Origin of the sequence: Serratia sp. FGI94 (genome assembly GCF_000330865.1) — a bacterium.
Taxonomy (GTDB): domain Bacteria; phylum Pseudomonadota; class Gammaproteobacteria; order Enterobacterales; family Enterobacteriaceae; genus Serratia_B; species Serratia_B rubidaea.
Map to the genome: position 1 here is coordinate 2,576,198 of NC_020064.1, position 18,589 is coordinate 2,594,786.

General features: G+C 57.3%; 16 protein-coding genes. 6 read left to right on the forward strand and 10 right to left on the reverse strand.

The window, feature by feature from the left end; all coding sequences use genetic code 11:
- Positions 1-12: 12 nt before the first annotated feature.
- Positions 13-819: a helix-turn-helix transcriptional regulator gene (locus tag D781_RS11685; RefSeq protein WP_015672535.1), complete on the forward strand. Its 807-nt coding sequence runs from the start codon at positions 13-15 to the stop codon at positions 817-819.
- 41 nt (positions 820-860) lie between these two features.
- Here D781_RS11685 and D781_RS11690 read toward each other — a convergent pair whose 3' ends face one another.
- Positions 861-1,517 carry an epoxyqueuosine reductase QueH gene (locus D781_RS11690; protein ID WP_015672536.1) on the reverse strand — a complete coding sequence of 219 codons (657 nt, stop codon included), beginning with the start codon at positions 1,515-1,517 and terminating at the stop codon, positions 861-863.
- A gap of 165 nt (positions 1,518-1,682) precedes the next feature.
- Here D781_RS11690 and D781_RS11695 point away from each other — a divergent pair, with 165 nt between their 5' ends.
- Complete coding sequence (locus D781_RS11695) at positions 1,683-1,979, forward strand: YciI family protein (RefSeq protein ID WP_015672537.1); 297 nt, start codon at positions 1,683-1,685, stop codon at positions 1,977-1,979.
- 127 nt (positions 1,980-2,106) lie between these two features.
- On the opposite strand, the gene D781_RS11700 is transcribed toward D781_RS11695, so the two are convergent.
- Positions 2,107-2,661: a TetR/AcrR family transcriptional regulator gene (locus D781_RS11700; protein ID WP_015672538.1), complete on the reverse strand. Its 555-nt coding sequence runs from the start codon at positions 2,659-2,661 to the stop codon at positions 2,107-2,109.
- Between the two features lie 117 nt (positions 2,662-2,778).
- On the opposite strand from D781_RS11700, the gene D781_RS11705 reads away from it, so the two are divergent.
- Complete coding sequence (locus tag D781_RS11705; RefSeq protein ID WP_015672539.1) at positions 2,779-4,251, forward strand: MFS transporter; 1,473 nt, start codon at positions 2,779-2,781, stop codon at positions 4,249-4,251.
- 56 nt (positions 4,252-4,307) lie between these two features.
- On the opposite strand, the gene D781_RS23655 is transcribed toward D781_RS11705, so the two are convergent.
- Complete coding sequence (locus D781_RS23655; protein ID WP_015672540.1) at positions 4,308-4,484, reverse strand: YciY family protein; 177 nt, start codon at positions 4,482-4,484, stop codon at positions 4,308-4,310.
- 262 nt (positions 4,485-4,746) lie between these two features.
- On the opposite strand from D781_RS23655, the gene cls reads away from it, so the two are divergent.
- Both cls and D781_RS11715 read left to right on the forward strand, forming a co-directional pair.
- The gene (gene cls, locus D781_RS11710) at positions 4,747-6,207 is read left to right on the forward strand and encodes a cardiolipin synthase (RefSeq protein WP_015672541.1); all 1,461 of its coding nucleotides are present in this window, start codon (positions 4,747-4,749) and stop codon (positions 6,205-6,207) included.
- A gap of 54 nt (positions 6,208-6,261) precedes the next feature.
- Complete coding sequence (locus tag D781_RS11715; protein WP_015672542.1) at positions 6,262-6,585, forward strand: HI1450 family dsDNA-mimic protein; 324 nt, start codon at positions 6,262-6,264, stop codon at positions 6,583-6,585.
- Positions 6,586-6,644: 59 nt separating this feature from the next.
- On the opposite strand, the gene oppF is transcribed toward D781_RS11715, so the two are convergent.
- The 7 genes from oppF to D781_RS11750 form a co-directional block, all read right to left on the reverse strand.
- Positions 6,645-7,646: a murein tripeptide/oligopeptide ABC transporter ATP binding protein OppF gene (gene oppF / locus D781_RS11720; RefSeq protein WP_015672543.1), complete on the reverse strand. Its 1,002-nt coding sequence runs from the start codon at positions 7,644-7,646 to the stop codon at positions 6,645-6,647.
- A complete protein-coding gene (locus tag D781_RS11725; RefSeq protein WP_015672544.1) occupies positions 7,643-8,659 on the reverse strand; it encodes an ABC transporter ATP-binding protein in 1,017 nt (338 codons plus the stop codon). Before D781_RS11725 ends, oppF begins: the two co-directional genes overlap by 4 nt.
- An 11-nt stretch (positions 8,660-8,670) precedes the next feature.
- On the reverse strand, positions 8,671-9,579 hold the full coding sequence (gene oppC / locus D781_RS11730; RefSeq protein ID WP_015672545.1) for an oligopeptide ABC transporter permease OppC: 909 nt from the start codon (positions 9,577-9,579) through the stop codon (positions 8,671-8,673).
- A gap of 13 nt (positions 9,580-9,592) precedes the next feature.
- A complete protein-coding gene (gene oppB, locus D781_RS11735; protein ID WP_015672546.1) occupies positions 9,593-10,513 on the reverse strand; it encodes an oligopeptide ABC transporter permease OppB in 921 nt (306 codons plus the stop codon).
- Positions 10,514-10,597: 84 nt separating this feature from the next.
- The gene (gene oppA, locus D781_RS11740) at positions 10,598-12,229 is read right to left on the reverse strand and encodes an oligopeptide ABC transporter substrate-binding protein OppA (protein WP_015672547.1); all 1,632 of its coding nucleotides are present in this window, start codon (positions 12,227-12,229) and stop codon (positions 10,598-10,600) included.
- 155 nt (positions 12,230-12,384) lie between these two features.
- Complete coding sequence (locus D781_RS11745) at positions 12,385-14,019, reverse strand: ABC transporter substrate-binding protein (RefSeq protein WP_015672548.1); 1,635 nt, start codon at positions 14,017-14,019, stop codon at positions 12,385-12,387.
- Positions 14,020-14,703: 684 nt separating this feature from the next.
- Positions 14,704-15,348 carry a YchE family NAAT transporter gene (locus tag D781_RS11750; RefSeq protein ID WP_015672549.1) on the reverse strand — a complete coding sequence of 215 codons (645 nt, stop codon included), beginning with the start codon at positions 15,346-15,348 and terminating at the stop codon, positions 14,704-14,706.
- A 496-nt stretch (positions 15,349-15,844) separates the two neighbouring features.
- Between D781_RS11750 and adhE the strand changes: the two genes are divergently transcribed.
- Complete coding sequence (adhE, locus tag D781_RS11755) at positions 15,845-18,511, forward strand: bifunctional acetaldehyde-CoA/alcohol dehydrogenase (RefSeq protein ID WP_015672550.1); 2,667 nt, start codon at positions 15,845-15,847, stop codon at positions 18,509-18,511.
- The last annotated feature ends 78 nt before the right edge of the window (positions 18,512-18,589 follow it).

Genomic DNA, 18,589 nt, shown 5'->3' on the forward strand with positions numbered 1-18,589 from the left:
AAGTGCGGCGGCATGGGTTTTTACTCTCCTGAGGACGGCGGTCAGGCGCTCGACCTGAGCGCAAAAGATGCCCGTGGTTTGCCGGTATTCGGTGTCGCCGTACGCTACCCGGCAGGCCATATCGTGCCCCGGCACCGGCATGCGTACGGCCATCTGATCTATGCCAATCAAGGCCTATTACGCGTGGAAGCGGAAAGCGGGCAATGGCTGGTGCCCCCCACGGCGGCGGTCTGGCTGCGCTCCGGCGTGGCGCACGGTCTGGCTGTTCCCGTGGCGCTCCAGGCGTACGGCCTGTTCGTGCGCGATGATGTTTGCGCCCGCCTGCCGCCGCATGATTGCGTGGTTCACGTCTCCGGCCTGCTGCGCGAGTTGATCATGGCGCTGGCGCAAGCCGACCACCAGACCATCGCCGCTAAACGCCTGCATTTGCTCGGTGAACTGTTGGTCGAAGAGCTCCACGCCCAGCCGGCTCTGCCGCTTCATCTGCCGTGGCCTGCGGGCGATGCTGACAGCCCGATACAGCACGTGTGCCGGGCGCTATTGGATAATCCTGGCGATACGGCCAGCGCCGTTGAGTGGGCCGGCAGGCTGGCGATGGGGGATAAAACCTTCCACCGGCGCTTTCTCCGAGCGACCGGCATGACCTTTGGCAAATGGCGTCAGCAACTGCGGTTGATGTCGTCGCTGACGCTATTGATGCAGGGAATGCCGATAACGCAGGTGGCGCTAGCGAGCGGCTACGACAGCCACAGCGCCTACACCACGGCGTTCGGTCGACAATTCGGACAACCGCCTTCCGCCTTTGCGGCGAAGAGATAATTCGCGGTTACCCGCACTTCATTCGGCCTGGCAGAGCAGGATTACTCCTCCTCATCACCGTAATACAGCACGCCCAGCTTGATTAACGGACGCCCCTGCGCTTTACGGTGCAGGTTGGTGTCGCGCAGCGAATAGACGCAGCCGCAATACTCCTGCTGATAAAAACGTTCGCGCTTGCTGATGTCGATCATGCGCGATGCGCCGCCCTTCTTACGCCAGTTATAATCCCAATACGTCAGTTCAGGATATTTCTGCGCGGCGCGGATGCCGCAGTCGGTAATTTGCTGCATATTCTTCCAGCGCGAGATACCCAACGAGCTGGAGATAACGTCATAGCCGTGCTCATGGGCGTACAGCGCCGTACGTTCGAAGCGCATATCGAAGCACATGGTGCAGCGGATACCGCGCTCCGGCTCGTGCTCCATCCCTTTGGCGCGGGCGAACCAATTGTCAGTGTCATAATCCGCATCAATGATCGGCACGCCGTGCTGCCGCGCGAACCGAATATTCTCCTCTTTGCGCAACAGATACTCTTTCTGCGGATGGATATTGGGGTTGTAAAAGAAGATGGCATAATCGATGCCGGAAGCCTGAATCGCCTCCATCACCTCGCCTGAACAGGGTGCGCAGCACGAGTGCAGCAGCAGCCTGCTTTTCCCCGCCGGCAGATTGAGTTTTTCCCGCACAAATTCCGTCATACTTTCACCTTAATGCTTCTCTTCACCCTGATGCGGGCGCACTATACGAATAAAAACTAGCGCCTTCAAGGCATTAACGCCAGCCCCCGCAAAAATCATTTCTTTGCCGACGCTTTTAGGCTACTTTGGTTTTCCCCGATATAACGATGATTTTAAAGGTGAAACATGCTGTATCTGATCTATGCGCAGGATCTGCCCGACTCGCTGGAAAACCGTCTGTCGGTACGCCCGGCGCACCTCGCCCGCCTGCAGGCGCTGCGCGATGAGGGCCGTCTGGTAGTGGCCGGACCAAACCCCGCCATCGACAGCAACGATCCCGGCAGCGCCGGCTTTACCGGTTCAACGGTGATCGCCGAGTTCGCCTCGCTGAGCGAGGCGCAGCAGTGGGCGCAGCAGGATCCCTACGTGGCCGCCGGCGTGTACGGTGAGGTCGTGGTCAAACCGTTCAAACAGGTGTTTTAAGCAAAAAAAAGCCAGCGCGGAGTCGCTGGCCAAGTGGGTTCTTCGAGGGAATATGTTGTGTGCTGTAAACATACTCCGCCGCACCGGGCATCGCCATCTATCAGTGCGATAGGCGATGCCGGCACTTTTATGACTCTGACTGTGCATCCAGGATATAGCGCTGCATATCAGCAAACATGGATGCCCACTCCTGCTCGGAGATCTCCATCAGGCCAAAGTAACGCAGCATAAAGGCCCCTTCGGTCGCCAGAAACGCCAGCCGGGCGCGTTTATCCTCTTCACTCTCCAGATCAAGGCCCTCAATCCGCTCGCGGTACCACTCGCGGCTGCTCTGCAGGTGTTCCGGCGTTTGTATCAGGGTGGCCATCAGGCCCGCCGCCTTGGCGCTGGAGGTATGATCGGAATTACAGGTCGCCAGCATATGCGCCCGCACCCGAGTCAGCGGCGCAGGATCGTCGCCGGCAATCTGGTTGAAGACGTTGTCATAGGCCTTGCCCCAGCGGTCAAACATGGCGTCGATCAGCGCATCCTTACTGCCGAAGCAGTACTGCACGCCGCCCTTTGAAATCCCCATGGCCTTCGCCACCGAATCAATCGTCAGGCCGGATGCCCCCTGCGTCGCAATGATTTCTTCCGCCGCATCCAATACACGGTCACGATCGATACTTCGCTGTCGCCCCATTACATTCCCCTTTTCAATACGAACGTACGGATTTATAGTATGCGCATTAACCCCACAACATTTTGGGGATACGTTACGGCGGCGTTATGCCGTCTCGGCTCTGTTTAGGATGTCATTATGCACGCAAATAACCGCTGGTTGATCCTGGCAATGATCTCCAGCGCGCTTTTTTTAATTATTATTGATATGACCGTGCTGTATACCGCGTTGCCGCGTCTGACGACGGCGCTGGAAGCCAGCGCATCGGAGAAGTTGTGGATCGTTAACGCCTATCCGCTGGTGGTCGCCGGTCTGTTGCCGGGCGCCGGCATGCTCAGCGACCGCATCGGCCACAAAAAAATGTTTATCGCCGGGCTGCCGACGTTTGCCGTCGCCTCCTTGTGCGCCGCCTTTGCTCCCAGCGCCGCCATCCTGATTGCCGCGCGCGCCTTTTTAGCCATCGGCGCCGCCATGATGATGCCGGCGACGCTCTCCATTGTGCGCCACGTGTTTACCGAGCCGGGCGAACGGGCGCTGGCAATCGGCATCTGGTCGGCGGTCGCCTCCGGCGGCGCTGCGGTCGGGCCGGTGGTCGGCGGTATCCTGCTGGAATATTTCTGGTGGGGTTCGGTATTTCTGATCAACGTCCCGGTGGTATTGGTGGTGCTGCCGCTGGCCTGGCGGCTGATTCCCCAGTGCGGCGGCAATAGCCGGCGCCCCTTTGACATAGCGGGTTCGCTGCAAATTATGGTGGGGCTGGTCAGCAGTATTTATGCGCTGAAAGAGCTGAGCAAGACCCAGCCGTCGCTGCCGATTCTGGCGCTTTCCGCCACCCTGGGGCTGCTGTTTTTAACGCTGTTCGCGCGGCGCCAGCGCCGGGCGACATCGCCGATGATTGATTTCACGTTGTTCAGCAACCGGCTATTCGCCAGCGGCGTCGCCGTGGCGGTGATCTCGATGGTCGCGCTGGTGGGCATTGAACTGGTGCTGAGCCAGCGACTGCAGTTGGTCAACGGTCTGAGTCCGCTGCAGGCCGGGCTGTTTATCCTGCCTATTCCGTTAGCCTCCGCCCTTTCCGGCCCGCTGGCGGGGCTGCTGCTGCCGCGCTGGGGGGAGCGCCGTCTGATTCTGGGCGGTCTGCTGCTGACCACGCTGGCCGTCGCCGGGCTGATCGGCTGTTATCACGGCGCGCCGCTGTGGCAGCTAACCCTGTTATTCGCCGCCGGCTTTGGCCTCGGGGGCGCCATTACCGCCGCCTCCACCGCCATTATGCTTAATGCGCCGGAGGAAAAATCCGGTATGGCGGCGTCGATTGAGGACGTGGCCTATGAGCTGGGCAGCGTACTGGGCATCACGCTGCTGGGCGGCCTGATGACCGTGGTTTACAGCTACAGCCTGTTGCTGCCCGCCGATCTGCCGGTCACGCCGCTGGCCTATGACAGTCTGGACGAGGCATTGCGCCAGGCCGGTGAACTGAGTGCGGCTCAGGGGGCGACGCTGATTAATCTGGCGCGCGCCTCTTTTGATCAGGCCTTTATTGCCGTGCTGGCCGCCGCCGCGGCGCTGATGGCCGTCGGCGCCGCGGCGCTTGCCCGCGCGATGAAGCCCTAGCCCCAACGAAAAACAGTCCCGTCAGGGACTGTTTTTTCAGCGGTCTCGCCGGCGTTTCACCATTCGCAAGACACAGTAAACAACAAGGAACGCCGGTGCTGATTATCCAGGAGACGGCGCACCTGCATAATATGCCGATACCCCCGCGACTGGCGCTCCAGCCAGCGATGTCTGCGCCGCTGATTCTGTCGCATCATCCGCCAACGGGCCACTTCATTTCTACTGCGTCTCATAATTTTACCACTTATACGTCATTGCCAAACGCCGGGCATTATATACCTTTCGCCCCCTCGCCTGCACCCCGTCCGGCCGCCCGTGATGCAACGAAACAGTAATAAACGACGCCCTATGGCAAATAAAAAGTTATTTCCCCGCTTGCCATTCTGGTTTCATTCGCCATATTTATGTCACCTAAGATCCGGGAAAAGGTTTCCCCTTGCGTGATCTGTGCGTACACTCATCGTTGGTGGTTTGCGAACGGGATTTTTCGCCTTTATGACAACATTTTATACCGTAATCAGTTGGCTGCTGGTGTTCGGCTACTGGCTACTTATCGCCGGTGTTACCCTGCGTATTTTAATGAAGCGTCGCGCCGTGCCTTCTGCCATGGCCTGGCTGTTGATTATCTACATTCTGCCGCTGGTCGGCATCGTCGCCTATCTCTCGTTCGGCGAGCTGCATCTGGGGAAACGACGCGCCGAGCGCGCCAAGGCCATGTGGCCCTCTACCGCACGCTGGCTGAATGAGCTGAAGGAAAGCCGCCGTATTTTCGCCACGCAATACAGCGAGGTGGCGCGGCCGCTGTTCCAGCTCTGCCACCGGCGTCAGGGCATCGACGGCGTCAAGGGCAACCAGCTGCAGCTGCTGACCACCACCGACGCCACGCTGAAGGCAATGATCCGCGATATTGAGCTGGCGCGGCACAATATCGAGATGGTGTTCTATATTTGGCAGCCCGGCGGGCTGGCCGATCAGGTCGCCGAATCGCTGATGGCCGCCGCACGCCGCGGCGTCCACTGCCGCGTGATGCTCGACTCCGCCGGCAGCCTGCAGTTCTTCCGCAGCCCGTATCCGAACATGATGCGCAATGCCGGCATCGAAGTGGTCGAGGCGCTGAAGGTGAATCTGTTCCGCGTCTTCCTGCGCCGTATGGACCTGCGCCAGCACCGCAAGGTGGTGCTGATCGACAATTACATCGCCTATACCGGCAGCATGAATATGGTGGATCCGCGCTATTTCAAGCAGGACGCCGGCGTCGGCCAGTGGATCGATCTGATGGCGCGCATGGAAGGCCCGGTCGCCACCACCATGGGGATTGTCTACGCCTGCGACTGGGAAATTGAAACCGGTAAACGCATCCTGCCGCCGCCGCCGGATATGAATATCATGCCGTTCGAGCAGGAAAGCGGCCACACCATTCAGGTGATCGCCTCCGGCCCCGGCTTCCCGGAGGAAATGATCCACCAGGCGCTGCTGACGGCGGTCTATTCCGCCCGTGAACAGCTGATTATGACCACTCCCTACTTCGTGCCGAGCGACGACCTGCTGCACGCCATCTGCACCGCCGCGCTGCGCGGCGTGGAGGTCAGCATTATCGTACCGCGCGATAACGACTCGATGATGGTGCGCTGGGCCAGCCGGGCCTTCTTCTCCGAACTGCTGGAAGCCGGGGTGAAAATCTACCAGTTCGAAGGCGGCCTGCTGCATACCAAGAGCGTGCTGGTCGACGGCCAACTGAGCCTGGTGGGCACGGTGAATCTGGATATGCGCAGCCTGTGGCTGAATTTTGAAATCACGCTGGTGATCGATGATGACGGCTTCGGCAGCGATCTGGCCTGCGTCCAGGATGACTATATCGCCCGCTCCCAGCTGCTGGAGGCCAGAGAGTGGCAGAAGCGGCCGTTCTGGCACCGCATTCTTGAGCGCGTATTTTACTTTTTCAGCCCGCTGCTGTAATTAGCGTCGGGCATGGTTTACTATCAGCTTCATCATCTATGACTGGAATTTTTTATGGATTTGAATAACCGCCTTACCGAAGACGAAACGCTGGAACAGGCATACGATATTTTCCTCGAACTGGCCGGCGACAATCTGGATCCGGCGGATATTCTGCTGTTCAACCTGCAGTTTGAGGAGCGCGGTGGCGCCGAGCTGTACGATCCGGCGGAAGACTGGCAGGAGCACGTCGATTACGACCTGAACCCGGACTTCTTCGCAGAAGTGGTGATTGGCCTGGCGGAAAGCGACGGCGAGCCGATCAACGACGTGTTTGCCCGCGTGCTGATCTGCCGCGAAAAAGACCACAAGCTGTGCCATATCCTGTGGAAAGAGTAACCACAAGGTAAGCATAAAAAAACCTGCCGCGGCAGGTTTTTTTGTTTTAGCGCCTCCGGTTACAGCGGGTCAACCTTCAGACAGGAGACCGCATGGCGGAAGCTGCCCTCCAGCAGCGGACGCGTTTTGGCGCACTCCGGCCCGGCGATCGGGCAGCGCGTACGGAAAACGCAGCCGGAAGGCGGGTTAATCGGCGAAGGCAGTTCCCCTTCCAGCAGCTGGATCTGCTTATCCTGCTCTTTATCCGGATCGGGCACCGGCACCGCCGACATCAGCGCCTTGGTATAAGGGTGCTGCGGATTATGGTACACCTCGTCGTAGGTGCCCAGCTCCACCGCATGGCCAAGGTACATCACCAGCACGCGATCGGAGATATGCTTCACCACCGCCAGATCGTGGGCGATAAAGATCAGCGACAGCCCCATCTCACGCTGCAGCTGCTGCAGCAGATTGACCACCTGCGCCTGAATCGAGACATCCAGCGCCGACACCGGCTCATCGCAAATCACCAGCTTCGGCTCCAGAATCAGCGCGCGGGCGATGCCGATGCGCTGGCACTGGCCGCCGGAGAACTCGTGCGGATAGCGGTTGACCAGGTTCGGCAGCAGACCGACCTTCATCATCATCGCCTGCACCTTGTCGCGCACTTCCTGGCGCGGCATCTTCGGGTAGTAGGTGCGCAGCGGTTCGGCGATGATGTCGCCGATGGTCATACGCGGGTTCAGCGACGCCAGCGGGTCCTGGAAGATCATCTGGATATCGCTGCGGGCCTGACGCCAGTCCGCGTCGCTCATGCCAAGCAGATCTTTGCCCAGCCAGGCTACCCTGCCGCTGGTGGCCTTGACCAGGCCAATAATCGCCCGGGCGAAGGTGGACTTGCCGCAGCCGGATTCCCCCACCACGCCCAGCGTTTCCCCCTCAAACAGCCGCAGCGTTACGCCGTCTACCGCCTTCAGGGTTTTTGACGGCTGCCAGAACCACCGTTTGTCATCATTAATATCAAAGTGCACCTTTAAATCGGCCACTTCGAGCAGCACTTTCTTTTCGGTTGCTGTAGTCATACCAACGCCTCCACCGGCTTGAAACAGGCGCGCAGGCGCCCTTCACCAAACGGCTCCAACGCGGGAGCGCTCGCGCACTGATCCATGGCATGCGGACAGCGCGGCTGGAACGGGCAGCCTTTCGGCAGCCGCAGCAGGTTTGGCGGGTTACCGGGGATGGTCAGCAGCGATTCGCCCTCGGCGTCAAGGCGCGGCACTGCGTTGAGCAGGCCGATCGAGTACGGATGGCTCGGGTGGTAGAACACGTCGCGGGCGCTGCCGTACTCCATGGTGCGGCCGGCGTACATCACCAGCACCTTATTGCAGATACCGGCCACCACCCCCAGGTCGTGGGTAATCATAATAATGGCGGTATTGAACTCGTGCTTCAGCTCGTTCAGCAAGGTCATAATCTGCGCCTGCACCGTGACATCCAGCGCGGTGGTCGGTTCGTCGGCGATCAGCAGCTTCGGCCGGCACAGCAGCGCCATGGCGATCATCACCCGCTGACGCATCCCGCCCGAAAATTCATGGGGATACATCCGCATGCGCTTGCGCGCCTCCGGCATTTTTACCGCATCCAGCATCCGCACCGACTCTTCAAACGCCTCGCTTTTGCTCATGTTCTTATGCAGCATCAGCACTTCCATCAGCTGCTCGCCCACGCGCATATAAGGATTGAGCGAGGTCATCGGGTCCTGGAAGATCATCGAAATCTCTTCGGCGCGCAGCCGGTTTAACTGCTTCTCCGGCAGGTTGAGAATTTCCCGGCCGTTAAAGCGCGCCGAACCGCCGATACGGCCGTTGGCCGCCAACAGCCCCATCAGGGCGAACGCGGTCTGCGATTTGCCGGAGCCGGATTCACCGACGATGCCCAGCGTTTCGCCGGCGCGCAGATCGAAGTTGAGATCGTTAACCGCCGTCACGTCGCCGTCCGGCGTCGAGAAGGTCACGCGCAAATCGCGCACGTCCAGCAGCGGCGCGCCGTCGGCCGCCTGTGCGGCAGCAGCCTGCGGATATTCAAGGGTAGTCATGATGGCGCTCCTTAACGGTCTTTCGGGTCGAGGGCGTCACGCAGGCCATCGCCGATAAAGTTGAAACAAAACAGGGTGACCACCAGGAAACCGGCCGGGAACAGCAGCAGCCACGGTGAAACCTCCATCGAGTTGGCGCCGTCGCTGAGCAAGGCACCCCAGCTGCTTAACGGCTCCTGCGTCCCCAGCCCGAGGAAGCTGAGGAAGGATTCAAACAGGATCATGCTGGGCACCAGCAGCGAGGCATACACCACCACCACCCCCAGCACGTTCGGCACGATATGGCGCAGCACGATGTTACGGGTGGAGACGCCGCACACCAGCGCCGCTTCAATAAACTCTTTACGCTTCAGGCTCAACGTCTGGCCGCGTACGATACGCGCCATATCCAGCCACGACACCATGCCGATCGCCACGAAGATCAGGAAAATATTCTGACCAAAGAAGGTCACCAGCAGGATCACGAAGAACATAAACGGGAAGGAGTTGAGGATCTCCAGCAGGCGCATCATCACCGAGTCAACCTTGCCGCCCAAATAGCCGGACAGCGAGCCGTACAGGGTGCCGACCACCACCGCCACCAGCGCCGCCGCCACGCCAACCATCAGGGAGATGCGCCCGCCGATGGCCACGCGCACCAGCAGATCGCGGCCGGAGGAGTCCGTGCCGAAATAGTGGGCGGATTCCATATCCGGCGGCGCCGACATCATCCCCCAATCGGTATCGTCATACGCAAACTGCGACAGCCACGGCGCGATAATCACAAACAGGGTGATCAGCGCCAGCACAACCAGGCTGCTCAGGGCCGCGCGGTTATGCATAAAGCGCCGGCGGGCGTCCTGCCACAGGCTGCGCCCTTCCACCTCCAGCTTCTCGCTGAAGTTTTCCAGAGCTTCGCTGTTCTTTTTCGTCAACATCATTGGCGTGCTCCGATTAATAGCGAATTTTCGGATCGATAACGGCGTACAGCACGTCAACAATCGCATTGAACAAAATGGTCAGACCGCCGACCAGGATCGTCAGGCTCAGCACCAGCGAGTAGTCGCGGTTCAGCGCGCCGTTAACAAACAGCTGCCCGATGCCCGGCAGGCCGTAAATGGTTTCAATCACCATCGAGCCGGTAATAATGCCGACGAACGCCGGGCCCATATAGGACAGCACCGGCAGCAGCGCCGGCTTGAGCGCGTGGCGGAAGATAATGCGCCGCATCGGCAGGCCTTTGGCGCGCGCCGTGCGGATAAAGTTGGAGTGCAGCACTTCAATCATCGAGCCGCGGGTAATACGCGCGATGCTGGCGATATAAGCCAGCGACAGCGCCACCATCGGCAGGATCATAAATTTGAAGGCGCCGCCGTTCCAGCCGCCGCCCGGCAGCCACTTCAGCGTGATGGCGAAGATCAGTACCAGCAGCGGCGCCACCACGAAACTGGGTATCACCACCCCGGTCATGGCGAACCCCATCACCGTATAGTCCCATTTGGTATTTTGCTTCAGCGCCGCGATCACCCCGGCGCTGACGCCCAGGATCACCGCCAGCAGAAACGCCGCCGCCCCCAGTTTGGCGGACACCGGGAATGAACCGGCCACCAGATCATTGACCGAATAGTCTTTGTATTTAAACGACGGGCCAAAATCCCCCTTCGACAGCTGCAGCAGATAATTGCCGTACTGTTTCCAGATCGGATCGTTGAGATGATATTTGGCTTCAATATTCGCCAGCACTTCCGGTGGCAATGCGCGTTCGCCGGTAAACGGACTGCCGGGCGCCAGGCGCATCATAAAGAATGAAATGGTAATAAGGATAAATAGTGTCGGGATCGCCTCTAACAGGCGTCGAAGTATAAATTTCAGCATTGCCCTAACCCTGTGCTACAGCCTGATAACGGCTTATTATTTTGACCGGGCCAGTGACAACGTCACCAGCCCTTGCCGTATCAATCAATGTTTGATGATGTACAGATTTTTATCGTACACGTTATCAAGCGGGTCTTTACCGGTATAACCACCAACGTAAGGCTTCACCAGACGGGCGTTCACGTAATAATAGACCGGCACGATGGCTGAGTCTTTATCCAGCTGCACTTCCGCTTGTTGATAGAGCGTCGCGCGTTCGTCCTTGCTTTTCGCCGTCAGCACATTGGCCATCAGCTTGTCGAAGGCTTCGCTCTTATAGTGCGGCGTGTTACTGCTGCTGTCGGACAGCATCATGTTCAGGAAGGTGCTCGGTTCGTTGTAGTCGGCACACCAGCCGGCGCGCGCCACGTCATAGTTGCCCTGATGGCGGGTATCAAGGAAGGTTTTCCACTCCTGGTTGACCAGTTTGACGTTGACGCCCAGGTTTTTCTTCCAGATGGAGGCGGCGGCAATGGCCAGTTTCTTATGCAGATCCGAGGTGTTATACAGCAGGCTGAAGGTCAACGGCTTACCCGGGCCGTAACCGGCTTCCGCCAGCAGTTTTTTTGCTTCTTCATTGCGTTTTTCCTGGCTCCAGCCGAACCACGCCGGCGGCGTCAGCTTCGCCCCGTCGGTGTATGGCGGCGTAAAGCTGTAGGCCGGCAGATCGCCCTGATTCTTCACTTTATTGACGATAATGTCGCGGTCGAGGCCCAGTTTTAACGCCTCGCGCACGCGCACATCGGTAAACGGTGCTTTCTGGTTATTGATTTCGTAATAATAGGTACACAGATACGGGTCGACATGCACCTCTTTCGGACGCTCTTTTTTCAGCTTCTGGAACAGTTCGATCGGCATATTGTTGTAGGTCATGTCGATCTCGCCGGTGCGGTAGCGGTTTACGTCGGTCACCTCGGAGGAAATCGGCAGGAACGTCACTTTATTGATGATGGTTTTGGCGTTGTTCCAGTATTCCGGGTTGCGCTCCAGCACGATGCGTTCGTTAACCACCCAGTCTTTCAGCTTATAGGCGCCGTTGCTGACATAGTTCTGCGGCAGGGTCCACTTCTCGCCAAACTTCTCCACCGCCTCTTTATACACCGGCTTCATGCCGTAGTGCGGGGTCATCTCCACCAGATAAGGCACCGGCTCGGTCAGCGTCACCTGGAAGGTATGGTCGTCCAGCGCCTTCACCCCCAGGGTCGATTTATCTTTTTTACCGGCGATGATGTCATCAACGTTTGCTACGTGCGCATACTGCAGATAGCTGGCGTACGGCGAGGCGGTATTCGGATCCACGATGCGCTGCCAGCTATACACGAAGTCCTGCGCCGTCACCGGCTTGCCGTTCGACCATTTGGCGTCTTTACGCAGGTGGAACGTCCACACCTTGAAATCTTTGTTATCCCAGCTTTCCGCCACGCCCGGCTCGATGCCGCCGTCCGGCGTATTGTTGGCCAGGCCTTCGATTAAATCGCGGGTGACGTTATTTTCCGGCACCCCTTCTATTTTATGCGGATCCAACGACTGTACTTCAGAGCCGTTGTTTTTCACGATCTCCTGCTTGTCGGCCAGCTGCACGCCCGCCGGCACCTCAGCGGCGAACGCGCCGGCGCTGATGCCCAGCGCAGCCATAATCCCCGCGGCCAGCAGGCTTTTCTTTGTGATGTTGGTCATATTATCCACTCCAGTTTTTTATTATCACCGACTCGATGCCGAGACGGCGTGGCCCGTTAGGCGGGCCGTGTTGTCCGGCCGCCGCGGAACGACTGCGGCGGCCGGCCTCTCTCCCCCGTATTACCCACCGTTACCGGTACGGTGTAATACCCGTGTTACTGCTTGATGATGTACAGATTCTTTACGTCGATATAGTCGAGCGGATCTTTACCGGTAAAACCGCCGACCGTCGGTTTGATCAACCGCGCGCTGACGCGGTAGTACACCGGCACCAGCGCCGAGTCTTTATCCAGCTGCGCCTCCGCCTGCTGATACACCTTGGCGCGCGCGGCAGCATCCGCTGCCTGCAGGCTGGCGGCCATCAGCGCATCATAGCGCGCGCTTTTATAGAACAAGGTGTTGTTGCTGCTGTTGGAGAGCGCCAGATTCAGGAAGGCGCTGGGTTCGTTGTAATCACCGCACCAGGTGGCGCGCGCTACGTCAAACTGTCCCTGATGGCGGCTCTCCAGCGAGGTTTTCCACTCCTGATTTCTCAGGGTGACGTCGGCGCCGAGGTTCTTTTTCCACATCGAGGCGGCGGCAATCGCCTGCTGCTTGTTTTGATCGGAGGTATTGTACAGCAGCGAGAATTTCAGCGGCTTACCCGCGCCGTAGCCGGCTTCGCTCAGCAGCTGTCTGGCGCGCTGGTTGCGCTGTGCCTGCGTCCAGTTCGCCCACTCGGGTTGGGTAAACTGGCCGCCTTCGATAAAGGTCGGCGTAAAGCCGTAGGCCGGGATCTGCCCCTGGCCCATAATTTTGTTGGCGATGATGTCGCGATCCAGCGTCAGTTTCACCGCTTCACGTACCCGTGGGTCGGTAAACGGCGCTTTCTGATTATTGATTTCGTAATAGAAGGTGCACAGATAAGGGTTTACGTGCAGCTGCTCAGGAATTTCACGCTTCATTTTGCCAAACAGCGTCGGCGGAATGGCGCTGTTGCTGATATCGATCTCGCCGCTGCGGTAGCGGTTAACGTCGCTGACCTCCGAGGCAATCGGCAGGAAGGTGGCCTTCTCTATCACCGTCGCCGCATTGTTCCAATAGCTGCTGCTACGCATCAGTACGATACGCTCGTTAACCACCCACTGTTTCAGCCGGTAGGCGCCGTTACCGACGTAGTGCTGCGGCAGCGTCCATTTATCGCCGAATTTCTCCACCACCGACTGCTTGACCGGTTTCATTGAGGTATGCGTCAGCATACTGACCAGATAAGGCACCGGCTCGCTCAGCGTCACCTGTAGAGTATGGGCGTCCAGGGCTTTGACGCCCAGCGTCTGCGGTGGTTTTTTACCGCTCAGGATCGCATCGGCATTGGCGATTTTGGCGTACTGCAGGTAGCTGGCGTAAGGCGATGCGACGTTAGGATCCGCGAGACGCCGCCAGCTGTAGACGAAATCGTCGGCGGTCACCGGTGAGCCGTCGCTCCAGATGGCCGTATTGCGCAAATGGAAGGTCCAGACTTTAAACTGTTCATGGTCCCAGCGCTCCGCCACCGCCGGCACCACGTGGCCATCAGCGTCGGTGCTCACCAGCCCTTCCAGTAAATTGAGAATAATATTGCTTTCCGGATTGCCTTCGACTTTATGCGGATCCAGCGACGCCACTTCCGAACCGTTATTCACCACAATGGTTTGCTGCGGCGCCAGTTTAACGCCGGCAGGCACCTGGGCGGCATGACTGACATTCAACGCAGATAAAAACAGTCCGGTAATAAAAATAGCTAAAGGCGTGCGCGTAACGGTTTGCTGCATAGTCAAAGCCCCTATCATCAATAAGCATGTCTTATGGGATTTTTGTGAAATGCTTATAAGTATTTTCAATAAACGGATACCAGCAAAAATCATTCCTGTTTGTCTGCAGCGCGGCTAAACGGCGCAAGAAAGTTGCTCGGAAATTAGCAGATGCCAAAATCCATCGCCAATAAATTTTATAAAAATGTTAAGCAATTCTCTTTTATTGCCACTGTTCACAACGCATCCCTGCGGATGCCATCGGAGAGGAATCAGAGTATCACAATGATTTTACTGAATAAATGGCAGAGAAAGTCCGTTATTCCTGCCAGCACGGCTTCACGTCGCGCTAAAAACAAACATTAAATTAACAAATAAAACATTCAAAGAATAAACATCTGGCAATGCGAGCCTAGTCACTAATATCACCTGGATGAAGCCGAGACAAGCCCCACAGAATGATGTGACTAAATTAACAACAGTCGTTCACAAGGTAAGCAAAAATAGAGAAAAATCGGCAGGGAGAGGTTAAAAAATTAACGAATGAATGCTTTATCGCCAAATAAAGTGAGAGTTATGCCACAAAACGGTGCATTAGTATAAAAAACAGACGTATTTTGCACCTCATTCATGCATTTAATAAATAAGTTTAAACTTTAAAAATAATTTGAGCCGCTAATGGCGCTAACGGCACAAATTACCGCGTCAGAGTAAACCGGGAAAAATAGCCTTCACACCGGTGACAATAAATTCAATACCCAATGCCATCAGCAGCAGCCCCATAATACGCGTGATAACGTTAATACCGGTCTGCCCCAATAACCGCACCAATAACGGCGCCGCACGAAACAGCAGCCAGCAGCAGAAGGCAAACAGCGCGATCGCCAGCGTGAACCCCAGCAGGTTCTGCCAGCTGTGGTAGCGGGAACTCCAGACAATGGTCGAGCTGATCGCCCCCGGGCCGGCCATCAGCGGCAGCGCCAGCGGCACCACGCCGATGCTTTCGCGGATAGCGCTTTCCGATTTCTCCTGCTTGTTTTGTTTATCCTCCCCCAGCTTGCCGCTGATCATCGACATGGCGATGGTCACCACCAGGATCCCGCCGGCAATACGAAACGAATCAATGGAGATGCCGAACAGGCGCAAGATACCTTCGCCGATAAACAATGATGTCCACAGAATAATCGCCACGGAAAGATTGGCGGTAAGATTGGTTTTATTACGCCCCGCCTCCGCCTGGTAGCTGGTCATACTGATAAAAACCGGCAAAATCCCCACCGGATTCACCAGCGCAAACAGGCCGACAAAGAATTTGATATAGCCGGAAAAATCCAACAATGATTGCCCCACAAGAACTCCGCATTAATCGCTGTATCAGGCGCACCGCCCCATGCGCGCTAATGTAATGGAAATAGTTCGGCTAATCCATCCGCTGAAGACAGCATTTTTGGTTTGACTGATGTTTGTAATAACCTTCCCATTCACATGTTAATAACATGTGTTTTTGGTGGTTTTTTTGTTTCAAAAAAAACGGCATCACGCCTTAGATAAGAAAATTCTCAATAACGCCCAGCTGAAAGGTGTCAGCTTGCACTTTTCGTGATTTAAATCATAAAAACGCTACCCAAGAATAGTTAAGCTCTTAGTCGTAGCCAGACAGCCTGAACAGTGCAATGCAGTCTGACTGACAACCCGTTCCTGAGCAAAGCTCTTTAAGCAAATCAGCATCATAGGTGGCCGAGCGCGGGCGAAAACCAACGTTTTCCCTGGTATTCCAAGACCTGACTATACTTGCTGCTTACACGGCTTATTTACTGAAAGAGTTTAACATTATCAGGAGAGCATTATGGCTGTAACAAATATCGCTGAATTGAACGAGCTTGTTGCACGTGTCAAAAAAGCCCAGCGCGAGTTTGCCAACTTCACCCAGGAACAGGTTGACGCTATCTTTCGTGCTGCTGCCCTCGCCGCTGCCGATGCACGTATTCCCCTGGCTAAAATGGCCGTTGAAGAGTCCGGTATGGGAATCGTTGAAGACAAGGTGATTAAAAACCACTTTGCTTCCGAGTATATCTACAACGCTTATAAAGATGAAAAAACCTGCGGCGTGCTGTCTGAAGACGACACCTTCGGCACCATCACCATCGCCGAGCCTATCGGTATTATCTGCGGCATCGTACCCACCACCAACCCGACCTCTACGGCGATTTTCAAGGCGCTGATCAGCCTGAAAACCCGTAACGGCATTATTTTCTCACCGCACCCACGGGCCAAGAACGCCACCAATAAAGCCGCCGATATCGTGCTGCAGGCGGCGATCGCCGCCGGCGCGCCGAAAGATATCATCGGCTGGATCGATCAGCCTTCCGTTGAACTGTCCAACCAGCTGATGCATCACCCGGATATCAACCTGATTCTCGCCACCGGCGGCCCGGGTATGGTGAAGGCAGCCTACAGCTCCGGTAAGCCGGCCATCGGCGTCGGCGCCGGCAATACTCCGGTGGTGGTCGATGAAAGCGCCGATATCAAGCGCGTCGTCGCCTCTATCCTGATGTCGAAAACCTTCGACAGCGGCGTGATCTGCGCCTCAGAACAGTCCGTGATCGTCGTCGATGAAGTGTATAACGCGGTACGCGAACGTTTCGCCTCGCACGGCGGCTACCTGCTGCAGGGCAAAGAGCTGAAGGCGGTGCAGGATATCATTCTGAAAAACGGCGGCCTGAACGCGGCCATCGTCGGGCAATCCGCGCCAAAAATCGCCGAAATGGCGGGCATCAGCGTGCCGGCCAACACCAAGGTGCTGATCGGTGAAGTCAAGCTGGTAGATGAATCTGAACCCTTCGCTCATGAAAAACTCTCGCCGACGCTCGCCATGTACCGCGCCAAAGACTTTGCCGACGCCGTCGACAAGGCGGAAAAACTGGTGGCAATGGGCGGTATCGGCCATACCTCCTGCCTGTACACCGACCAGGATAACCAGGCGGAGCGCATCGCCTTCTTCGGCGACAAGATGAAAACCGCCCGTATCCTGATCAATACTCCGGCCTCGCAAGGGGGCATCGGCGACCTGTACAACTTTAAGCTGGCGCCTTCGCTGACGCTGGGCTGCGGCTCATGGGGGGGCAACTCCATCTCGGAAAACGTCGGTCCAAAACACTTGATCAACAAGAAAACCGTAGCGAAGCGAGCAGAAAACATGTTGTGGCATAAACTTCCGAAATCTATCTACTTCCGTCGCGGCTCTCTGCCTATCGCGCTGGAAGAAGTGGCGGCCGATGGCGCGAAGCGCGCGTTTATTGTCACCGACGGCTACCTGTTCAATAACGGCTATGCCGACCAAATCACCAGCGTGCTGAAGTCCCACGGCATCGAAACCGAAGTGTTCTTCGAAGTAGAAGCCGACCCGACGCTGAGCATCGTGCGTAAAGGCGCAGCGCAGATGAACGCCTTCCAGCCGGACGTGATTATCGCGCTGGGCGGCGGCTCACCGATGGATGCGGCGAAAATTATGTGGGTGCTGTATGAACATCCGGAAACCCACTTCGAGGATCTGGCGCTGCGCTTTATGGATATCCGCAAACGCATCTACAAGTTCCCGAAAATGGGCGTGAAGGCAAAAATGATCGCCGTCACTACTACCTCCGGCACCGGTTCTGAAGTCACGCCGTTCGCCGTGGTAACCGATGATGAAACCGGCCAGAAATATCCGCTGGCGGACTATGCCCTGACCCCGGATATGGCGATTGTCGACGCCAACCTGGTGATGAATATGCCGAAATCGCTGTGCGCCTTCGGCGGCCTGGACGCGGTAACCCACGCGCTGGAGGCCTATGTGTCAGTACTGGCGAACGAATACTCCGACGGCCAGGCGTTGCAGGCGCTGAAACTGCTGAAAGAGTATCTGCCGGTCAGTTACAAGGAAGGCGCGAAGAACCCGGTGGCACGTGAGCGCGTGCATAATGCGGCGACCATCGCCGGCATCGCCTTCGCCAACGCCTTCCTCGGGGTGTGCCACTCCATGGCCCACAAATTGGGGTCCGAGTTCCATATCCCACACGGCCTGGCCAACGCCATGCTGATCGCCAACGTGATTCGCTATAACGCCAACGACAACCCAACCAAGCAGACGGCCTTCAGCCAGTACGACCGTCCGCAGGCGCGCCGTCGTTACGCTGAAATCGCCGATCACCTGGGCCTGAGCGCGCCGGGCGACCGCACCGCACAGAAAATCGAGAAACTGCTGGCATGGCTGGACGAGCTGAAGACCGAGCTGGGTATCCCTGCTTCCATCCGTGAAGCGGGCGTGCAGGAAGCCGATTTCCTGGCGAAAGTTGATAAGCTGTCTGAAGACGCGTTTGACGACCAGTGCACCGGCGCCAATCCTCGCTATCCGCTGATTGCCGAGCTGAAACAAATCATGCTGGATACCTTCTACGGTCGTGAGTTCAGCGAAGCCGAAGAGACAGCAAAAGCACCGGCCGCTGCCAAAGCGGAAAAGAAAGCCAAAAAGTAATCCCCCTGCTCTAAACGCAAAAACCCGCCGTCAGGCGGGTTTGAGGTTGATGACAAAGTGGTCTGGTAGCTCGAGATA

What these genes read in the sequence shown, in the direction of transcription:
- D781_RS23655 (WP_015672540.1), bottom strand. Translation starts at nt 4,484, where the DNA reads ATGAGACGCAGTAGAAATGAAGTGGCCCGTTGGCGGATGATGCGACAG.
- D781_RS11690 (WP_015672536.1), bottom strand. Translation starts at nt 1,517, where the DNA reads ATGACGGAATTTGTGCGGGAAAAACTCAATCTGCCGGCGGGGAAAAGC.
- D781_RS11685 (WP_015672535.1), top strand. Translation starts at nt 13, where the DNA reads ATGGGTTTTTACTCTCCTGAGGACGGCGGTCAGGCGCTCGACCTGAGC.
- D781_RS11725 (WP_015672544.1), bottom strand. Translation starts at nt 8,659, where the DNA reads ATGACTACCCTTGAATATCCGCAGGCTGCTGCCGCACAGGCGGCCGAC.
- oppA (WP_015672547.1), bottom strand. Translation starts at nt 12,229, where the DNA reads ATGACCAACATCACAAAGAAAAGCCTGCTGGCCGCGGGGATTATGGCT.
- adhE (WP_015672550.1), top strand. Translation starts at nt 15,845, where the DNA reads ATGGCTGTAACAAATATCGCTGAATTGAACGAGCTTGTTGCACGTGTC.
- D781_RS11705 (WP_015672539.1), top strand. Translation starts at nt 2,779, where the DNA reads ATGCACGCAAATAACCGCTGGTTGATCCTGGCAATGATCTCCAGCGCG.
- D781_RS11695 (WP_015672537.1), top strand. Translation starts at nt 1,683, where the DNA reads ATGCTGTATCTGATCTATGCGCAGGATCTGCCCGACTCGCTGGAAAAC.
- oppC (WP_015672545.1), bottom strand. Translation starts at nt 9,579, where the DNA reads ATGATGTTGACGAAAAAGAACAGCGAAGCTCTGGAAAACTTCAGCGAG.
- D781_RS11700 (WP_015672538.1), bottom strand. Translation starts at nt 2,661, where the DNA reads ATGGGGCGACAGCGAAGTATCGATCGTGACCGTGTATTGGATGCGGCG.
- oppB (WP_015672546.1), bottom strand. Translation starts at nt 10,513, where the DNA reads ATGCTGAAATTTATACTTCGACGCCTGTTAGAGGCGATCCCGACACTA.
- oppF (WP_015672543.1), bottom strand. Translation starts at nt 7,646, where the DNA reads ATGACTACAGCAACCGAAAAGAAAGTGCTGCTCGAAGTGGCCGATTTA.
- cls (WP_015672541.1), top strand. Translation starts at nt 4,747, where the DNA reads ATGACAACATTTTATACCGTAATCAGTTGGCTGCTGGTGTTCGGCTAC.
- D781_RS11745 (WP_015672548.1), bottom strand. Translation starts at nt 14,019, where the DNA reads ATGCAGCAAACCGTTACGCGCACGCCTTTAGCTATTTTTATTACCGGA.
- D781_RS11715 (WP_015672542.1), top strand. Translation starts at nt 6,262, where the DNA reads ATGGATTTGAATAACCGCCTTACCGAAGACGAAACGCTGGAACAGGCA.